Source organism: Hymenobacter chitinivorans DSM 11115, from assembly GCF_002797555.1.
GTDB lineage: Bacteria > Bacteroidota > Bacteroidia > Cytophagales > Hymenobacteraceae > Hymenobacter > Hymenobacter chitinivorans.
This window is the reverse complement of sequence record NZ_PGFA01000001.1, coordinates 1,806,359-1,823,666: the sequence shown is the minus strand read 5'-3', so window position 1 is coordinate 1,823,666 and position 17,308 is coordinate 1,806,359. Positions and strand designations below refer to the sequence as shown.

The window sequence follows — 17,308 nt, the reverse complement described above, 5'->3', positions numbered from 1 at the left end:
TGTCACTAAGGCCAGGAAGGTCCTTCACGCCACTGCGTACGCCAGATGAAGGATGACAGATGGAAAAAGCCAGGGCTCTTATTAAAGCCGAATTAAAAATATCACGCTTCAGTACGATTTAATCCTATTTTAAGTAGGCGCTTCTTATTCGACTATAGTTTTGCAGCAGAATAGGACCTCATTCGCTCTGTAGGCTGCTGGCAGTTGGTAATCGGCCACCGCGAGCAGCCGGCCAAGTCGCTCTTGGCTTACCCTGCCCACCCTTCAGCGGCTTTCTGCCCCGCTGAGCTTCCCACCACACACGCCGCGTAGCCGAACTGCCGGCCGTGCTTAACCCACGGCGCCGGCCCTCACCCTACCGGCGTACACCCTTTGCTGTTATGGCCACCAAACAACTGGCGTTGCCCCCGCCTACTCCCTGGCAGCGGCTTACCCGCATGCTCGACCCCGAGCGCCGCTCCATCCGCTACATTCTTTTTTACGCCATTGCCACCGGCCTGATTAGCCTGACGCTGCCGCTGGGCACCCAGGCCGTGTTCAACCTGGTGTCGACCGGGGCCGTGTTCAGCTCCACCTACATCCTGATTGGGGTGGTCGTAGTGGGCGTGCTGCTGGCCGGCTTGCTGCTCATTGGGCAGTTTACGCTGGTGGAAGCCATGGAGCAGCGCCTGTTTGCCAAGGCTGCCATCGAGTACGCCTACCGCCTGCCCCGCATCGACCCCAAGGCCCTGGAAGGCGAAAATCCGCCGGAGCTGGTCAACCGCTTCTTCGACATTCTGACGGTGCAAAAAGGGCTGACCAAGCTGCTGATTGATTTGATGTTTGCCGGCATCCAGATTCTGTTCGGCGTCATCGTGCTGTCGTTTTACCACCCCGTCTTCGTGGGGCTGGGCCTGACTATCCTGGTATTGCTGGCCTTGGTGTTCTTTTTAAACTACCGCCGGGCCCTGCGCACCAGCATCGAGGAATCGGCTTACAAGTACGCGGCCGTAGGGTGGCTGGAACGGGTAGCCGGTACGCTACCGGAGTTTCGCCACAACCCCACCGCCCAGCAGCAGGCCCTGGACCGCACCGACGAGCTGACGGCCCAGTACCTGCGGGCCCGCAACAGCCACTTCCGGGTGCTCAAAAACTACTACGGCTGGGGCATTGCCCTGCGCACCCTACTCACCGGCGGCCTGCTGATTGCCGGCACCCTGTTCGTGGTGTCGCGGCAGATGACGCTGGGCCAGTTTGTGGCCGCCGAAGTGCTGATTGTGCAGATCAGCAGCTCGATTGAGAAGCTGATGACCGGTCTGGCCACCGTATTCGATATGCTGACCGGGGTGGAGAAGCTGGCCGCCGTGACTGACCTGCCCCTCGTGGAAAACGCTCAAACCGCCGCCAGCCATGCTTAACTTATCCAACCAGGGCGTCGACGAATCGGTGTGGCACGAGGACCTGGACCGCTCGCGCCAGGAGCTGCTCGAGCCCAAGGGGGCCCGGCTGCTGGGCCGGGTGCTCACGGCCGTGGGCCTGATCTTCGTCATACTCCTGTTTTTGCCCTGGCGCCAGACCATTGAGGGCACCGGTTCCCTGACCACGCTCAGCCCCCAGGACCGCCCCCAGACGGTGCAGAACGCCATTGCGGGCCGCATTGAGCACTGGGCCGTGCGCGAGGGCCAGCTGGTGCAAAAGGGCGACACGCTGCTGACCATTTCCGAAATCAAGGACGAGTACTTCGACCCCAACCTGCCCGAGCGGCTGCGCGAGCAGCTGGCGGCCAAGCAGGGCAACGTGGCGGCCAACGCGGCCAAGATTCAGGCCACCGACCAGCAGATTGAGGCCCTGCGCCTCACGCTGAACGTGCAGCTCGACGCGGCCCGCAACCGGGTAACCCAGGCCCGCAACACGGTCCGCATCGACTCGGCCGACCTGGTAGCCGTGCGCAACTCATTTCAGGTGGCCCAGTCCCGCCTGGCCCGCTACGAGGAAGGCTACAAAAACGGCCTGTTCTCGCTGACCGACATCGAAACCCGCCGGCTCAAGCTCCAGGAAGACCAGGCCAAGGTGACGGCCCAGCGCAACAAGCTGCTCAACGCCCAGCAGTCCCTGGCCAATGCCCGCATTGAGCTGAGCAACCTGCGGGCCAAGTACGAGCAGGATTTGGCCAAGACGCTGTCGGACCGCAGCTCGGCCGTGTCGAGCCGCTCGTCGTCGGAAGGCGAGGTGGCCGCCTTGCGCAACAAGATCAGCAACGTGGAGGTGCGCCGCGGCCTGTATGTGGTGCGGGCCCCGCAAACGGGCTACGTGGTGCGCACCCTCAAGGCGGGCATCGGCGAGACCATCAAGGAAGGTGAATCCATTGCCACGCTGCAGCCCGACGCGCCCGTGCTGGCCGTGGAAATGTACGTGCGGGCCATGGACGTGCCCCTGATTCAGCGGGGCCGCCCCGTGCGCCTGCAGTTCGACGGCTGGCCCGCCATCCAGTTTTCGGGCTGGCCCTCGGCGGCCGTGGGCACGTTTGGCGGCACCGTCACGGTCATCGATGTGGTGAGCACCACCAACGGCAAGTACCGCCTGCTGGTGCGCCCCGCCCGCCACAACGAGCAGGACCCGACCTGGCCCGCCCAATTGCGCCTGGGCTCGGGCGTCTACGGCTGGGTGATTCTGGACTCGGTGCCGGTGTGGTACGAAATCTGGCGGCAGCTCAACGGCTTCCCGCCCAGCCTGCAGGCCGCCCCGGATGAGGCGCCCATTAAGGGCCAGGACGACAAGAAGAAGTAGGCCATGACGACGGTATTCTCCTTTGCCGCCCGCCTGCGTCAGACGTTGGGCGGGCTGCTGCTGGGCCTGCTGCTGGGCCTGCCCAACGTGGCCTCCGCCCAAACCGTCCGCCTGCCCCAGCGTGAAGCCGGCCTGGATGCGGCGCCGGTTCAGACCCGGCAGCTGGCCGCCGACCAGCCTGTTGCCGATACGGCCCGGGTATTTTCCCTGCAGGATCTGGCCGATCTGGTCTTTGCCAACCACCCGCTGGTGAAGCAGGCCGCTTTGCTCAGCGCCGACGCCCAGGCTCAGGTGCTGGCGGCCCGCGGCGGCTTCGACCCCAAGCTGGGCTCGGGCTTCGACCGGAAGCTCTTCGGCGGCACCGACTACTATAACAAGTGGGCCAACGAGCTGAAGGTACCCATCTGGCCCGGCGGCATCGAGCTGAAGGCCGGCTACGACCGGATGGTGGGCACCTACGTCAACCCCGAGTACCGCACCCCGGCCGACGGGCTGGCGGGCGTGGGCCTTTCCGTGCCCCTGGGCCAGGGTCTGCTCATCGACGCGCGCCGCAGCACCCTGCGCCAGGCCCGCATTATGGTGGCCGCCGCCGAAGCCGACCAGGTCAAGCAGATCAACGAGGTGTGGCTGCAGGCCGTGAAAGACTACTGGAACTGGTACTACGCCGCCCAGCAGGCCGCCCTGGTGCAGGAAGGCGTGGCCCTGGCCGATACCCGCTTCCGGGCCACCAGCCGCCGCGCCCGGCTCGGCGACCAAGCCCCCATCGACTCGGTGGAGGCCCGTATTACGGTGCAGGACCGCCAGCTGCAGGCCGAGCAGCTGCGTGTGGAGCTGCAAAACGCCCGCCTGCTACTCTCCAATCACCTGTGGAACAAGGATGCCCAGCCCGTGGAGCTGCCCGCCTACGCCCTGCCCCAGCGCCCCACGCTGGTGCGGGTGGATACAACCCAGTTTAGACAGCTGCAAAGCCAGGCCGCCGCGTCCCACCCCACCCTGCTCAAGCTCGACGCCAAAATCCGGCAGCTGGGCGTGGAGGAGCGCTACCGCCGGGAGCTGCTCAAGCCCAAGCTCAGCGTGAGCGGCACCCTGCTCAGCCGCGGCGACTTCTACCGCCCCGAAGTGCCCGCCTACTACGACTTTGGCCGGGACAACTACAAGCTGGGCGTGGACTTTGCCTTCCCGCTGTTTCTGCGGCAGGAGCGCGGCAAGCTCCAGCAAGCCCGCCTGAAAGTGCAGGACGCCACCCTGGAGCAGCAGCAGAGCCGGCGCACCATCGTCAACCAGGTGCAGGCCGTGTATAATACGCTGCGGGCCTACGAGCGGCAGCTGGCCCTGCAGGAGCAGACCATTGCCAATCAACGCGCCCTGCTGCAGGCCGAGCTGCAGAAGTTTGAGCTGGGCGAAAGCACGATTTTCCTCATCAACGCCCGCGAATCCAAGCTCATCGAGCTGCGCGTCAAGCAGGAAAGCCTGCGGGCCGGCTACGAGAAAACCCGGGCCGAGCTTTACTACTACGCCGGCACCCGCACGCTGGGCGCGCAGTAGCGCTAACTGTGTAGTTCGCGTGCCCCGCACCGTTTCAACGATGGTCGTTCTGGCACGCGAACTACACAGTTCGCGCTACATAAAAAGGCCGTGCTGCTGAGCAGCACGGCCTTTTTTTACATTCAAAAACACTTTGTCTACAGCGTTTTACGGCGGTTGCGCTTGTAGTCCTCAAACACCAGGTGGCCCAGGCCTTTGAGGCTGCTGTAATAGGCTTTGCCCTGGTTTACCTGGGTGAATTCTTCCACGAACTGCTGCAGGTACGGGTCGGAGGCAATCATGAAGGTGGTGATGGGCACCTTGAGGCGGCGGGCGGCGGCGGCCAGGTTCAGGGTCTTGTTGACGACTTTGCGGTCCAGGCCGAAGCTGTTTTTGTAGTAGCCGTTGCCTTCCTTCAGGCAGGTGGGCTTGCCGTCGGTTATCATGAAAATCTGCTTGTTGGCCGTTTTGCGCTTGCGCAGCAGGTCCAGGGCCAGCTCCAGGCCGGCCACCGTATTGGTGTGGTAGGGGCCGACTTCCAGGTAGGGCAAATCCTTGATGGTGATGGGCCAGGCGTCGTTGCCAAACACGATGACGTCGAGGAAGTCCTTGGGATATTTCTGCTTGACGAGCTCAGCCAGGGCCATGGCCACCTTCTTGGCCGGCGTGATGCGGTCCTCCCCGTAGAGAATCATCGAGTGCGAGATGTCAATCATCAACACCGTGCTGGTCTGGGTTTTGTGCTCGGTTTCGCGCACTTCCAGGTCACCCTCGGCCAGCATAAACTCGTCGGTGAGGCCGTGGTTGAGCTGGGCGTTGCGGATGCTTTCGGTCATCGAAATCTGCTCCAGGGAGTCGCCAAAGCGGAAGTCGCGGATGTCGGTGCTCAGCTCGTCGCCCTGCCCGGTCTGGGGCGTGCGGTGGTTGCCGGAGTTGCCTTTTTTGAGCTTGCCGAAGATTTCCTCCAGGGCGCTCTTACGGATGCCCTGCTCGGTTTTGGACGTAATCTTAAAAGCGCCCTTCTCCTGCTCGTTCTCATCGATGTAGCCCTTTTTCTTCAGGTCCTCAATGAAGTTGCCCATCCCGTAGTCGTTGTCGGTCAGGCCGTACTGCTTGTCGAGCTCATTGAGCCACGACAAGGCCTCGGCCACGTCGCCCGACGTGATGGTCACCAGTTGCATGAATAGCTTAAACAGTGTCTCGAAGCCTTTCTCGGACGACTCTTCGGGCACGAAATCCCGGAAACGAAAACCTGCGGACATAATTCTGGGAGTTGAGGTTTGATAACAAAGCGGCGGGCGGCAATGTTCAGTACCGAGGTTTTAGCCCCGTCTGTCGTCCTAAGCAGTGCCAAGGACCTGAGAGCCGCCGCACGATAATCGTTGTTACGACTCGTGCCGGCGTACTAAGGTCCCGCCCCAACCGGACACCAGATGCAGGCTACCAGCTTCTTGATTTCTACATCACTCCAACCACACCACCATGAAAGCCATTTGGAACGATACCGTCATTGCCGAAAGCAACGACACCGTGGTAGTCGAAAATAACCATTATTTCCCCGCCGACGCCATTAAGCGGGAGTATTTTGAGGACAGCATTGCCCAAACCAGCTGCCCCTGGAAGGGCCGGGCCAGCTACTACTCCCTGCGCGTAAACGGGGAGCTCAACAAGGACGCGGCCTGGTACTATCCCGAGCCCAAGGATGCTGCCCGGCAAATCAAGAACCGGGTGGCTTTCTGGAAGGGCGTGAAAGTAGTGGAATAAGCGGGGCCCGGGCCTATCTTCACGGCCCGGCTTGCCGTATAGGCAGCCATATCCCCTATTTCGTTTTTGTATGCCTACCTCTTCCCGCCTGCTGCTGACGGCGGCTGTGCTAGCCACGGCCGCCACCGGCTGCGACAGTGCCCGCGAAACCACCACCGGCCAGCCCAACCCGACCACTTCGGCCGCGCCCGAAGCCGCTGCGGCGCCCGCGCCGGGCTTCACCAAAACCCTGACGGCGGCGCCCTACACCTTCGTGGTAAGCTCCGCCGGGCCGCTGGGGCAGCGGCAGATTTTGGTGCGGGCCGAGCAGGATGGGCAGGAGCTCACCACGGCTCAGGACTCGATTCTGGGCGAAGTGAAAGACGCCCAGCTGGTGAAACTGACTTCGGGGCCGGGCTCCGAGCTGCTCGTATTCGTGGAAGGGGCCGGCAGCGGCTCCTACGGGGAGGTGCGCGGCTACTGGTTTGGGGGCAAGGACTGGGAGCGGATGAGCCTACCCAAGCTCAGCGGCCCGGCCGCCCGCGGCTACCAGGGCCAGGACAAGTTTCGCCTCCAGGGCAAGGAAGTGGTGCGCTCCTTCCCTATCTACCAGGAAACCGACGCCAACTGCTGCCCCAGCGGCGGCACCCGCACCATCCGCTACTTGCTGCCCGACAAGAGCCTGACTTTTCGCCTCGTAAGCGTCGTCAACGAAGCTGGGCCGGCCGTGCAGTAAGCTTGCGGTGGTAGATTAGCCAAGCCGTTATCCTGCCGGGTAGCGGCTGTTGCTTTTTACGTGGGGCCAAGTGCGCAAGAATCGGGTTTCGGCCGGGCGGCCTAGGCCGTAGCTTTGGCCTGTATTCTGCTTTTCGCCATGACTGACTACCAACGCATTGCCGCCGCCATCGACTACATCCGGGCTAACTTCCGCGCCCAGCCCACGCTGGAGCAAATTGCCGCGCAGGCCCACTGGAGTCCGTTTCACTTTCAGCGCAAGTTTCAGCAGTGGGCCGGCGTGAGCCCGAAGAAGTTTCTGCAGTATCTCAGCGTGGAGCACGCCAAAAGCCTGCTCCAGCAACAACGGTCGGTAGCCGAGGCCTCGTACGAAACTGGCCTGTCGGGCTCGGGCCGCCTCCACGACCTATTCGTGACCCTGGAGGCTATGACGCCCGGCGAGTACCGCCAGGGCGGCGCTGCCCTAACCATCCGCTACAGCTTCGGGGAAGGCCGGTTTGGCTCGTACCTGGTAGCCTCCACCCCGAAAGGTATCTGCCGCCTGCACTTCGCCGATGATGCCGAACTGGCCCTGGCCGAACTGCGCCAGGAATGGCCTCAGGCCACGCTGCTGGAACACGCAACACCGGAACACGCCCAGGTAGCCCGCTTCTTCGCCCGCGAGTTTGGCCCCGCCGACCGGCTGCACTTGCACCTAAAAGGCACTGATTTCCAGCTCAAAGTGTGGGAGTCTTTGCTGCGGATTCCGGAGGGCCGCCTCACGACCTACGCTGGCTTGGCTACCGCCGCCGGGCACGAAGCCGCCGTGCGGGCCGTGGGCACGGCTATTGGGGCCAATCCGGTGGGCTACCTGATTCCCTGCCACCGCGTGATTCGGCAGGGCGGGGAGCTGGGCCAGTACCGCTGGGGAGCCTCGCGCAAGGCGGCGCTGGTGGGTTGGGAAGCCGCCCAGCTAAACGCCGAGCCGGAAACTGCTTAAGTCAGAACGTTCCGGAATCCAGCGACTCGAGGCATCTGATTTGACGCTGGTTTTGCCCCTCACCAAGCACGACGACCACCAGAAAAAAAGCCCTTACTCGGGTTGAGTAAGGGCTTTTTTTTGGTGGCAGTGAGCTAACTACTCAATCCACTTGAACTTGTATTCGAGCTTGGGCACCGGCATGCGGTCGGCCACGCGGCGCAGGCGGCCGGGCAGGGCCATGATATAGTCGCGGGCTTTTTCGGCGGCTCCGTTCAGGCCCGTAATGTGCTCCAGCTTCCAGGTGGTAATCAGGCCTTCCAGGATGTCGGTGTAGTCCTGGCTGGTATACACGCCCAGGCGCTGGGCGGCGTCGGTGAAGTGGCCGAAGGTTTTGCCCATTTCCACGCCCATTTCCCGCATGTAGTGGGCCGGCATCACGATTTTCTTGCGCATCATGTCCTCGAAGGCCAGCATCATTTCCGAGGGGTCCACCTCGAAAATCTTGTCGACAAACGTCTGGTACACACGGGCGTGGCGGGTTTCGTCGCCGGCAATCATACCGCAGATTTTGGACAGCTGCGCGTCGCCGGCCTTGCGGGCCAGGGTACCCACGCGGCGGTGCGAGAGGTTGGTGGCCGCTTCCTGGTAGCTGGTATAGATGAAGGCCCGGTACGGGTCGTGGGCCGTGCCCAGATCGAAGCCGTCGGCAATCAGGTACTGGGTGCTGAGCTCGAACTCGCGCATGTTGACGCGGCCAGACAGATACAGGTAGCGGTTGAGCAGGTCGCCGTGGCGGTTTTCCTCGGCCGTCCAGCCCCGAATCCACTGGGCCCAGCCGTTGTTGGGGTCCCGGTTCAGGTCGTCGAGCTGGTGAAACCAGGCTTCGTAGTTGGGCAGCGCTTCTTCCGTAATAGTGTCGCCGATCAGCACCGCTAAGAGGTCGTAGCTCAGCCCTTTGGCCCGCTCGCGCAGTTCACGCACTTCATCGAAGAAGGTTTCCGAGCGGGAGTCGGGAAGGTAGTCGGCGGGTTGCCAGCTGTCCTCGACCTTTTTAAGAAAGCCGTCAATATTTTCTTTTAAAAAGGATTCGAGATGCTGAAGCACCTCCCCGCGGGAGGCCACAGTTGCAATCATAGGAAGAGGAAAAGAGGTATTTTCGGGGTCAAATGTAGGCATTCACCACCCACAGATACGTAAAACCGACCTCCTCCGTCGCCTATAAAATTTTGGCATTTTACCTTTATTTCATCCTGGCTACACCAACGCCAAACGGTTGGGGCAAGTCGGGAGCAGTTGGCAAACTAGCCGCTGGGGGCTGCAGGCGCACTTGGTAGCTGGCCCCCACCAGGTAGGCCGTTAGCCACGGCACCGCCTCGGGCGCCAGCCACCACTGGGTAGTAGGCTGCCCGGCCAAGCGGGCCAGGGCCGGCGCCTGGGCCCGCGTACCGGTAAGCCGGGCCCGCAGGGCAGGCTGCGACGGGTCGAGGGTGGGCCAGCCGGTGAGGCACAGCACGGAATGGGGCGCAAACTGCAGCACCTGAAACGGCGACTGGGATTTGAAAGCCGCTTCGAGGCCGGCCGTTACCAGCACCGCGCCGCGCTGAGTAGCTGCCTGGGCGGGCCCGAGTACGGCCAGGCCCCGGGCCTGCTCCCGGCCCAGCACCTGGCGCCGGTGCACGGTTTTGAAGGCATAGGCAATGAGCAGCAGGGCCAGCGTACCGAAAAAAACCGGAGACAGCCGGGGCAAGGGCCGGCGGGTATCGCGCAGAAAGTAAATCAGCGTGGTCATCGTCCAGAGGCTGAACAGGGGCATGCCCAGGCGGGGTGGCAGCTTGAGCCCCACCGCCAAGCCCGCCAGCAGCGCCCCGAAAAACAGCTGGGTCAGCCAGAAGCGGCGGCGCTGCGGGTAGCGGCGGCTGCGGGCCACCAGCAGCCCCCCGACGGTCAGCAGCACCAGCAAGGCAAAATAGTCCCGCCCCAGCAAGCTCAGCGCGGCCAGGGCTTTGTGAGGCGCCACTTGGGTCAGAAAATAGCCTGCCTCCAGGCGGGTAGCCCGCCGAAACAGCCCGGCATTAACCAGGGTGGAGTCGCCCAGGGCCCAGTGCGCCACGGCCTGCAGGCCCAGTGAGTCGGCGGGCGTGGCGGGCACGGGGCGGTAAAGCTCGTAGTCGTTGAGGTTGGACTTGAGCACGTCCAGGGTGCGGTAGGTGGCCCCGGCCGGGGTGCGGAGCAGCAGCAAGCCCCCATTGGCCAGTAAGAGCAGGGCCAGGGCGCCGCCAACCAGGGAAGCCCCGCGGCGGCCAGCCAACCACAGCGCGCCCGGCCCGGCCGCCGCCACTCCCAGCAGGGCCGCGCTGGGCCGAATCAGCCAGGCCAGCAGCAGACTTAGCAGGGCCAGGGCCAGAATCCGGCGGCGGGTGGGCCGCTGGGCGGCCAGCAACAGGGCCGTGCCCGCCAGCAGCACCGGCACCCGCACGTAGTTGAACCACAGGCCGTGCTCGAGCCAGGCCAACGCAAAAAACACCACCAGCACCACCGTAATCCGGGGCCCGGGCAGGCGGCCGCGCAGCAGCTTGTCGAGCACGGCAAAGCTGAGCACGGTGGCCAGGTAGAGCAGCGCGTAGAGCAGCAGGCCGTACCAGGGCAGCGTGGGCCAGTGCTGGTACAAAGCCGCCAGCAGCCGGGCTAGGCCGTGAAAGTAGAGGTGCAAATCGGTGACGGGGGCGGCGGCCGTGCTGCCCTGCAGCAGCAATGTGATGCTCACGTCGTCGTTGGTTTCGTAGTAGCAGCCCAGGCCCAGGCCGGCCAGCAGCAAGAGCAGGGCCGGCAGCACAACAACGCGCAGAAATCGGGAGTGCAGCATGAAAACCAGCGGGCGGCCGCCGCCACAACAGCCGCCGCGCCGGGGTAAAGATGGGAAACCCGCCGGGGTTTCCCAGCGCCGGCCGGGGCGGCAGACTTCACTCAGCCGGTTCGGCGGCGGGCAAGTGGCGCCAAATTGGTTGCTTTGCAGCCGTGAAGCCCCCGTACTCCTCCCGCCTGCCCGACCTGACGCTGGTTTTCGTGGTGCTGCTGACCGTGGCCTACTTTCTGCTGACCCACGAAGGGCTCTACGACCTGGACGACTATTTCTACGCCCGCTACGCCCACGCGCTGGCCAGCGGCACGCTGCGGGTGGAGCCCGACCCCCAGGGCCTGCTCCACGACCCGCTCAAGGAACGGTGGCTGATTTTTGGGCCGGTGGCCGTGCTTTACCGGCTCTTCGGCATCGGCATCATCACCACCACGCTCTGGCCCCTGCTGGCCACGCTGGGCTGCTCGGTGCTCATCTGGGCCACCTACCGCCGCCGGGAGCCGGTGGTGGCCTCCGGGGCTATGCTGCTGCTGGGCCTGCACTACTTCACGCTCAACCTGACCAATTACCTCTACCCCGACAACATTCTGATGTTCTGGTGCCTGGGCTGCGCCTTGGCCTTGCTGCGGGGCCGGCAGGCCCCGCGGGGGCAGCTGCTCTGGGGGGGCGGGTTTGCACTGCTCAACTTCGCGGCCCTGCTCAGCAAGGAAACCGTGGTGTACTACCTGCCTTTCTACCTGGCGCTGCTGGCGGCCGACGTTTTCCGGCGACGCAACCTGCCGTTCTGGCTGGGTGCGGCAAGTGTGGGCACGGTGGTGCTGGGCGCCTACCTGGCCTTTTACCAGGTGTATACCCACGACGCGCTCTATCGAATTCATCTTATTGAGCACACCAATGACTACCTGAAGGAGGGCAGCTACCTGGGCGGTAACCGGGGGGCCCTGCTGGCCCGCGTCACGTACCTGCCCCTGGCCTTTTTCGTCGGCATCGGGCTGGGCGGGGCGCTGGGGCTGGCCGGCTACGCGGCGGGGCAGCGCCGACTGTGGCAGCAGCCCGGGGCCCGGTTCTGGCTGGGCCTGGCCGGCACTACCCTGGCCTTTTACTGGCTGGGCAGCACTTCCCTTAGTCAGTACAACCCCATTACGCTACTGCCCCGCATGACCACGCCCCTGCTACCGCCCCTGTGTGTGGCCGCCGGCTTTGGGCTGCGCGCTTTCCTGGAGAAAGGCCGGGGCGGCTACTGGCTGGCCCTGCTCCTGCTGGGCTGCGCGGCCTGGCTGCACAACAGCGTTTCGGTGATTTACGGCCTGCTAGCCCTATATTTTGCCGGGGCTACCTGGCTGGCCAGCACCGGCGCGGCTTCTTCCGGCTGGCGGCCCGGCACCAGCCGCTTTGCCGCCCTGGCCCTGGGCGCATTAGCCCTGGCGCTGAGCATTAGGCCGGTCTATTTTATGAGCAAGCCCGGCGTGTCGGGCTACGCGGCCCAGCAGCGCATCATCGGGCGGCAGCTGGGAGCCCCGGCCCGGGGCGTGGTGTTCGTGGATGATTTCCTGGTCGGCAACTACGACTTCTACTACGGCTTCCGGGTGCCGGCCGGGCTGCAGTTCCGGCGCTACACCGCCGCCGACTCGGTGCAGCTACGCCCCGGGGAACGGGCCTGGCTGTTGGTTAATAGCCGCACGCTAACCAATCCCGAGCTGACCCGCAAGCTGATTCGCTACTCCGAGGCCGAGGTGCTGGCCCGCTTCCCCCGTCGCCGCCTGCTGGCCCAGGACCAGTCCGTACGCCTGTATCAAGTGCAGTAAAACGCAAGCCATTAGCCCTGGCGCAGCTGGGCGTAGTGGTTCAGCAGCCAGTCGAGGGGGCGGGCGGCCTGGGCGTGGCGCAGCAGCTGGTAGAGGGCCCGGGCTTCAGTGAAATTGCCCCAGCGCACGGCCTGGCGCAGCTCCCAGCGCAGGCGCACGGCCAAGGCCTGCCGCTCCGGGGGCGTGCGGCACAAAGCCAGAGCCTTTTCGCAGACCCGGATGGTGGAGGCCAGAAACGGGTCCTGGGGCCGGTAGCCGCGCCGCGACATAGAGCTGGGGTGCAGGCGCTTTCGGGTCGTGACCTGGTCGAGGAAGTAGAAGCGCCAGTGGCGGGCGGCCCGCACCCAGAAGTCGAAGTCCTCGTAGGCCAGGGTTTCGTCGTAGCCGCCGAGCTGCGCCAGCGTGGCCCGGCGCATGAGCATGGTGGGCGTGCTGATAAAGTAGCGGCTCAGCACGTCGGCAAACACCCAGCCGGTGGCCGGGCGCGGGTGCAGGCCGGCCGCGTCGCGCCGGTAGTGGTGGCGCACGAAGCGGGAGGTTTCGTCAATCAGCTCGGCATCGGTAAAGACTACGCCGTAATCGGGCTCCAGGCGCTGGAAACAGGCCACCTGCTCGGCTATGCGCTGGGGCAGCAGCACGTCGTCGGTGGCAAAGTCGAGGACGAACTCCCCGCTCGACTCCCGAAAGGCCTGGTTGAAGGCCCGGCAGTTGCCCTGGTTGGCGGGCAGCAGCCGCAGCTGCCAGCCGGGGTGGCGGGCGGCATACTCCCGCAGAATGTCGGCGCTGCCGTCGGTGCTGGCATCATCCACGAGCAGCACTTCCAGGTTCGGGTAGGTCTGGGCCAGAATAGAATCGAGGGCCTCGGCCAGAAACGGGGCGTGGTTGTAGCACAAGGCCACGATGGTAACCAGCGGCAGCGTTTCCGGCGCCGGCCGGGGGTGTTGATGTGCGGAAGTGTCCAACCCGGATGCTTGCATACTCACTCAGCGCCAGTGCGGCCGAAAATAAACCAGGCAGCCGACCAGCAAGATACCAAACCGGGCGGCGTGGGCCAGGGGCGCACCCAGCAGGCCGTAGCGGGGCAGCAGCACGGCCAGCAGCCCGGCGTAGAGCAGGGCCGAACCGGCCTGCACGGCCACGTAGCGCCCCACGTGGGCTTTGGCCATGAGCAAAAACAGCAGCGTCCAGGTCAGGAACTTGGCCCAGTCGCCGATGAACTGCGGGGCCAGCAGGTCGCGGGCGGCGGCAAACTGCGCGTCGAAGAGCAGGGGCAGCAGCCAGTCGCGCCCGAGGTAGAGCAGGCCCAGCCCCAGGGCCGCCCCGGGCGCCAGCACCGCCAGCACCGTGCGCACGTAGTGGCGCAGGGGCCCGGGCTGCCCAATCAGGGCCGAGAGCCGGGGGTAGTACACGCTGCCCATCACGGCCGAAAACACCATCGTGTAGTTGTCCGACAGCTTGGCCACGGCCTGCCAGAGGCCGGTCTGCTCGAGGGTAAAATAGCGAATCAGCACGTCGCGCAGCACGAAGTCCACGGCTTTGCTGAACACCAGCACGCTGACGGCCATGAGCAGAAACTGCCCCAAATCCCGCGTGGCCCGGCGGCTGAGGCGGCCCCGCAGCGGCTGTAGCAGGCCGTGGCGGGCGCAGAGCCCGAGCGTGGGCAGCAGCGTCAGGCCCTGGGCCAGCAGGTAGGCCAGCAGCACGTTCTCGACCGGCAGCCCGGCCCCCAGGGCCGCCCCCACCCCGGCCACGCCCAGGCCGCTGAGCACCACCGTGAGCCAGACGTAGGCCCGCAGCTGCCCGGCGGCCAGCAGCACGGCCACCCAGAACGTGTTGGCCGTGAGCAGCCCGATGCCCGCCGCAAACAGCGCCACCCACGGCACGGAAGGCGCAAAAACGCCCACCAGCGCCTGCCGGCCCACCACCAGGGCCACGGTACCCAGCACCAGGGCCAGGGCGTTGAGCAGCAGCCCGGCGCCCAGCCAGGCCCGGTACCGCCCCGAGCCGGCCCGCAGCGGAGCCAGGTACTTGACGATGCCCACGTGGGTGCCCTCGTTGGGCAGGGTCGTGAACAGGGCCATCAGATTCTGAAAGTGGGCCAGCAGCGTGAGGCCGCCGGGCCCGCCGTACACGGCCAGGAGCTTGTTGAGCAGCAACGCCCCGGCCGTGCGCGCGCCCACGGCCACGCCCGAGCTCAGCACGTGGCGCAGAAAACGCCCCGCCCCGCTGGCCGCGGGGGCGGCAACGGCAGGCGTATCGGGCAGGTCGGCGGGTTCCATGGTCGGCAAAAGTAGCGGATGTTCGGACTTGGGCCCGCACCCGGACGTTGTGGCCCGGCATGCGTGCGGAAGGCCAGTCAAGGGCCTGGCAACCGTTCCGCACGCGTGCAGAGCCCTTCCCAGGGGCTTCGAAGGCACCGGGCACCGGTGCCGGACGCTTTCCAAGGGCTTGGGAGCCATTCCGCACGCGTGCAAGGTGCCTTTCAAGGGCCTAAGAGGCATCCTTCAGCGCTGAAGATGGCCTCCAAAGTGCTTGACAGGCCCTCTTCAGCGGTGAAGGAGGCCTTCCAAGGGCTTAAGAGGCCCGCTTCAGCGCTGTGAATGGGTTCGGGCCACCCGCTCGGGCACTTGCCGCACCAGCTTGCCGGCCCCGGCCCTACTTCTCGAAGGTGAGCTTGAGGCTGGGTACGCCGCCGAGGTGGCGCTTGAATTGCAGCAACGAGCTGTTCAGGCCCTCGGGCAGCGTGGAAGTGCCAAGGTCCAGGAGCTGCTGCCCGTTGGCCCGCCCGAAGGCGTGCAGGCCCTCGTTGAGCAGCACCACGGGGCTAAAGGTGTTATAGGCCAAGGGGCTGGCGGGGTAAAAATTGTACAGCACCCGGCTGCTCACCCGAATGGCAATAGTCAGCGCGGCCCACTCCCCGCCCGGGGTGCGCACCGAGAACAGGAAGTGGTCCTGCGGAAACTGCCGGAACAGCTCCTGCAGCCGCTCCAGGCTCAAGGACAGCGTCTGGCCCTTCTCCTGGCGGCAGCGGCTCAGAAATTCGTAGGCCAACGGCAGGTAGAGCGAGGTTTCCTGCTCGAAGACGAAGCCCTGCTGCCGGCACTTGCGCAGGCGGCGCCGCTCGGAGGGATGCAGGCGGGCCTGGAAGTCCTGGTCGAGCGGCAAATGGTGGTTGATTTCGGCCAACGCCACCGAGTAACCCAGCTGCTGCAGGACGTGGGTGAGCCGGGCGCTGCTGGCCGGGTCGTAGGCGAAGGGGTGGCTGCGCAGCCGCATATGGGCCAGGCCCCGGGCTGCCAGCAGGGCCTGGACCTGCTCCAGAAACACCCGCAGCACGGCCGCGGGCAACTCCGGGGCCAGCTGCACGGCCCCAAACGGAGCCTGCCAGGGGCTGTAGCCCCAGCCCTGGGCCACGTCGGCGGCCACGTGCAATTGGGCCACGGTGCGCTGGCGGGCGTGGTCTTCGAGGTAAAACGAGAGCTGCTCCCCGGCGAAGCGCTGCAGGGCCTGGTGCTCGGGCCGCAAATACAGGTAGGGCTCAAACGCGAGGGGCAGCGCCGGCAGGGCCACTTCCGGGCCGGGCCCGGCCTGCCACCGCACTACGTACCGGCTTTCCTCCAGGGGCAGGGGCAGCAGCTGAGGAGAAGCAAGGGGCATGCGGGGAAAAGAAAAAGGCGACTAACGGGGCTGAATGGGCGAAAGTACAAGTAAAATCGGGGTGCCGGCTGCAAAGCCAGCCGCCGTGTCGTATTTTTGCGGCCCTTTTGCCGTTTCCCTCCCTTCACTGCTTACCTCCCCGCATGCTCGCCCTTTTCCTATCCGTCTTTTGCTCGGTTTGTATCGTCTTTATTTTCAAATACTTTGCCCGCTTCGGCGTCGACACCTTCCAGGCCCTGATTGTCAACTACGGCACCTGCGTGGTGGTGGGCTGGCTGGCTTCGGGGCGGCCCAGCCTGGCCCCGGTGCTGGCCGGCGGACCCTGGCTGGCGGCGGCCGTGGCTTTGGGGGGCCTCTTTATCGGCACGTTTTACCTGGTGGCCCTCACGGCCCAGCGCGTGGGCGTGAGTGCAGCCTCGGTGGCCAATAAAATGTCCCTGATTCTGCCCGTACTCCTGAATTTGCTGGTGCTGCGCCTTTCCCAGCGGCCCTACACCTTTATTAACTACGCCGGCATGGCCCTGGCCCTGCTGGCCATCCTGCTCACGGCCCTGCCCCGCCGCGCGGCCCCGGCCGCCGACTCCGCCGCCCCGGCTACGCCCGCGGCCGGCTGGTGGCTGCCCGTGCTGCTGTTCGTGTCCAGCGGCGCCGGCGACTCCCTGCTCAACTTTGCCAGCTCCTCGCTGCTGCCCGACGCGGCCACCCGCACGCTGTTTCCGCTGGTTACCTTCGGCACGGCCGGCATCATTGGCCTGCTCTTGCTGCTGAGCCGCGGAGTGCAGGCCGGCCAGTCGTTTGCCCCCAAAAACCTGGTGGCGGGCTTTGTGCTGGGCATTCCCAACTACTTCTCAATTTACTTCCTGATTCTGGCCCTGGGCAACTTCGGCAACGACGGCGCCTTCGTCTACCCCGTGGCCAACGTGGCCACGATTCTGCTGGGGGCCGTGGGCGCGGGCTTCCTGTTCCGGGAGCAGCTCGGCACCCGGGGCCGGGTGGGCCTAGCCACGGCCGTGGTGGCCCTGATGCTGATTTCCTACCAGGAAATTGTGGCCGTGTTCTAACCCGGTTCTTTCGCCGCCCGATGCCCCGTCGCCCACCGAAGCCTGTTTTCGGTGGGCGGCGCCTTTATCTGCTGGCTTGTTTTGCCGTATGCAACCGGGAAAAACGCCTGCTTCACGGCCGCTTCATCAAAAGGCCACGTTCAAAACCCTACTTTGGCATCCGGCGCGGGCTCTTACCGGGCCCGCCCTGCTGCTGCCCTTG

At 65.2% G+C, this 17,308-nt stretch carries 14 protein-coding genes; 8 read left to right on the top strand and 6 right to left on the bottom strand.

The window, feature by feature from the left end; translation table 11 throughout:
* Positions 1-380 precede the first annotated feature (380 nt).
* Genes CLV45_RS07590 through CLV45_RS07580 form a run of 3 tightly spaced genes read left to right on the top strand, consistent with a single transcriptional unit; the run spans position 381 to position 4,311 of the window.
* Positions 381-1,397, top strand: a complete 1,017-nt coding sequence (locus CLV45_RS07590) for an ABC transporter transmembrane domain-containing protein (RefSeq protein WP_100335757.1) — start codon at positions 381-383, stop codon at positions 1,395-1,397.
* Positions 1,390-2,766, top strand: a complete 1,377-nt coding sequence (locus CLV45_RS07585; protein ID WP_100335756.1) for an HlyD family secretion protein — start codon at positions 1,390-1,392, stop codon at positions 2,764-2,766. The genes CLV45_RS07590 and CLV45_RS07585 overlap by 8 nt, the downstream gene beginning before the upstream one ends.
* 3 nt (positions 2,767-2,769) lie before the next feature.
* Complete coding sequence (locus tag CLV45_RS07580) at positions 2,770-4,311, top strand: TolC family protein (protein WP_100335755.1); 1,542 nt, start codon at positions 2,770-2,772, stop codon at positions 4,309-4,311.
* A gap of 137 nt (positions 4,312-4,448) precedes the next feature.
* Here CLV45_RS07580 and CLV45_RS07575 read toward each other — a convergent pair whose 3' ends face one another.
* Complete coding sequence (locus tag CLV45_RS07575) at positions 4,449-5,552, bottom strand: vWA domain-containing protein (RefSeq protein ID WP_100335754.1); 1,104 nt, start codon at positions 5,550-5,552, stop codon at positions 4,449-4,451.
* Positions 5,553-5,772: 220 nt separating this feature from the next.
* Here CLV45_RS07575 and CLV45_RS07570 point away from each other — a divergent pair, with 220 nt between their 5' ends.
* From CLV45_RS07570 to CLV45_RS07560, 3 genes are all read left to right on the top strand, one after another.
* Entirely contained in the window at positions 5,773-6,054 is a 282-nt protein-coding gene (locus CLV45_RS07570; RefSeq protein ID WP_100335753.1) for a DUF427 domain-containing protein, read from the top strand.
* A gap of 70 nt (positions 6,055-6,124) precedes the next feature.
* Positions 6,125-6,769: a hypothetical protein gene (locus CLV45_RS07565; protein WP_100335752.1), complete on the top strand. Its 645-nt coding sequence runs from the start codon at positions 6,125-6,127 to the stop codon at positions 6,767-6,769.
* A gap of 138 nt (positions 6,770-6,907) precedes the next feature.
* A complete protein-coding gene (locus CLV45_RS07560) occupies positions 6,908-7,747 on the top strand; it encodes a bifunctional transcriptional activator/DNA repair enzyme AdaA (RefSeq protein ID WP_100335751.1) in 840 nt (279 codons plus the stop codon).
* 138 nt (positions 7,748-7,885) lie between these two features.
* Here the strand turns inward: CLV45_RS07560 and CLV45_RS07555 are convergent, their stop codons facing one another.
* Positions 7,886-8,863 (bottom strand): acyl-ACP desaturase, encoded by a 978-nt coding sequence (locus CLV45_RS07555; RefSeq protein ID WP_100335750.1) that lies wholly within the window; start codon positions 8,861-8,863, stop codon positions 7,886-7,888.
* Positions 8,864-8,969: 106 nt separating this feature from the next.
* On the bottom strand, positions 8,970-10,592 hold the full coding sequence (locus CLV45_RS07550) for a hypothetical protein (protein ID WP_157807356.1): 1,623 nt from the start codon (positions 10,590-10,592) through the stop codon (positions 8,970-8,972).
* 152 nt (positions 10,593-10,744) lie between these two features.
* Here CLV45_RS07550 and CLV45_RS07545 point away from each other — a divergent pair, with 152 nt between their 5' ends.
* Positions 10,745-12,388, top strand: a complete 1,644-nt coding sequence (locus CLV45_RS07545) for an ArnT family glycosyltransferase (protein ID WP_100335748.1) — start codon at positions 10,745-10,747, stop codon at positions 12,386-12,388.
* Positions 12,389-12,399: 11 nt separating this feature from the next.
* Here CLV45_RS07545 and CLV45_RS07540 read toward each other — a convergent pair whose 3' ends face one another.
* The 3 genes from CLV45_RS07540 to CLV45_RS07530 form a co-directional block, all read right to left on the bottom strand.
* On the bottom strand, positions 12,400-13,350 hold the full coding sequence (locus CLV45_RS07540; RefSeq protein ID WP_157807355.1) for a glycosyltransferase family 2 protein: 951 nt from the start codon (positions 13,348-13,350) through the stop codon (positions 12,400-12,402).
* 21 nt (positions 13,351-13,371) lie between these two features.
* Positions 13,372-14,667, bottom strand: a complete 1,296-nt coding sequence (locus tag CLV45_RS07535; RefSeq protein WP_100335746.1) for an MATE family efflux transporter — start codon at positions 14,665-14,667, stop codon at positions 13,372-13,374.
* Positions 14,668-15,043: 376 nt separating this feature from the next.
* Complete coding sequence (locus tag CLV45_RS07530; protein ID WP_100335745.1) at positions 15,044-16,045, bottom strand: GNAT family N-acetyltransferase; 1,002 nt, start codon at positions 16,043-16,045, stop codon at positions 15,044-15,046.
* Positions 16,046-16,188: 143 nt separating this feature from the next.
* On the opposite strand from CLV45_RS07530, the gene CLV45_RS07520 reads away from it, so the two are divergent.
* Positions 16,189-17,106 carry a hypothetical protein gene (locus CLV45_RS07520; RefSeq protein ID WP_157807354.1) on the top strand — a complete coding sequence of 306 codons (918 nt, stop codon included), beginning with the start codon at positions 16,189-16,191 and terminating at the stop codon, positions 17,104-17,106.
* Positions 17,107-17,308: the final 202 nt, after the last annotated feature.